General features: G+C 75.0%; 1 protein-coding gene. It reads right to left on the bottom strand.

Going from position 1 to position 1243, the window contains the following annotated elements; genetic code table 11:
• Nucleotides 1-337: 337 nt before the first annotated feature.
• Nucleotides 338-1243: FAD-dependent oxidoreductase (locus NBZ85_RS31215; RefSeq protein WP_261563434.1), on the bottom strand; the 906-nt coding region annotated here is incomplete at its 5' end.

Below are 1243 nucleotides of genomic sequence, written 5' to 3'. Positions count from 1 at the left end.
CGCTCCGCAACCGCCGCCACGGCCAACGGCCACTCGACCTCGGACGCCAGCGACACGCCGCCCCGCCTCGGACCGGTTCTCCTCCCCCCACAACCCGCTGCCACGACCACGACGGCTTGACACGGTCATTCGAATTCCGCGGAACACCCGCCACGGTCCCCGCGCCTGCACGGTTATTCGCCCGGGACCCGGGTCGAGGCCCGGCCGTCTGGTTACCTAAGGTGACGGGAGAGTGGCGACGAGCGAGGGGGTGGGAGGTGAGATCCCTCCCGGCTACCCGGCACCATGATCGTCGGACTCTGGCGGTGGGGCGCGGCTCCGCGCAGCCTCGGGCGGCTCAGAGTAGGACGCCGACCCGGTCGCCTTCGAGGATGGCGGCGTGCGCGCGCCGTGGGGCCAGGCAGTCACCGATTCGGTGTAGCTCGAACGGGGCATCCGCCCGCAGCGTGGACCACAGCGCGTCCTCCGCCCGGGGGGGTTCGGTGTGCACGACCCAGTCCGCCGTGTGGTGACGCACCGCCCCGGTGGGATGGTGCGTCACGTTCACCGTCAGCCCGCCGGCGTTGCCGGTCTGCCCGCGGCCACCTGGCGCACCGGACGGTTCGAAGCCCGTCACGACGAGGTCGCCGTCCTGCCGGATGCCCAGGTCGGCCGCGCGCCGGTTCCACCGCTCCAGATCCAGGGTGAGACCGAGATCCTGGCCGACGATCATCGCGTCACTGATCACCGTCACGTCGGCGCCGCGGGCGGCGAGTAGTTCCGCCACCGAGGGGGCCTGATGGAAGCCGGTGGCGTCCACCACGAGCACCCGCCCGTGCGGGCGGGCCGCGCCGCTGAGAACCTCCCGCACACCGACGATCCGCGGATCGTCCCCCGCCCAGCCGGGCCGGACCGGCCGGGCCCCGGTGGCCAGGACGACGGCGTCGGGTTCGGCGGCGCGCAGCAGGTCGGTGTCGGCGACGGTTCCCAGCAGCACCTCGACGCCGAGCCCGCCCAGGCGGGCGGCGAGGTCGTCGACCACTGCGCGTAGCCCGCCCCGGCCCGGCAGCCGCGAGGCGAGCAGCACCTGGCCGCCGAGCCGGCCGCCACGCTCGACGACGGTGACACGATGGCCGCGTCCGGCCGCGATGACGGCGGCTCGCAGGCCACCTGGGCCGCCCCCCACGACGCACACCCGCCGCCCGCGTCGGCGCGGCGGTGCCAGCGTCACCGCCTCCCGGCCCGCCCTTGGGTTGACCAGGCA

The organism is Frankia tisae (assembly GCF_025403405.1).
In the GTDB taxonomy this organism is placed as follows: domain Bacteria; phylum Actinomycetota; class Actinomycetes; order Frankiales; family Frankiaceae; genus Frankia; species Frankia tisai.
This window is presented reverse-complemented; position numbering and strand designations above follow the sequence as displayed.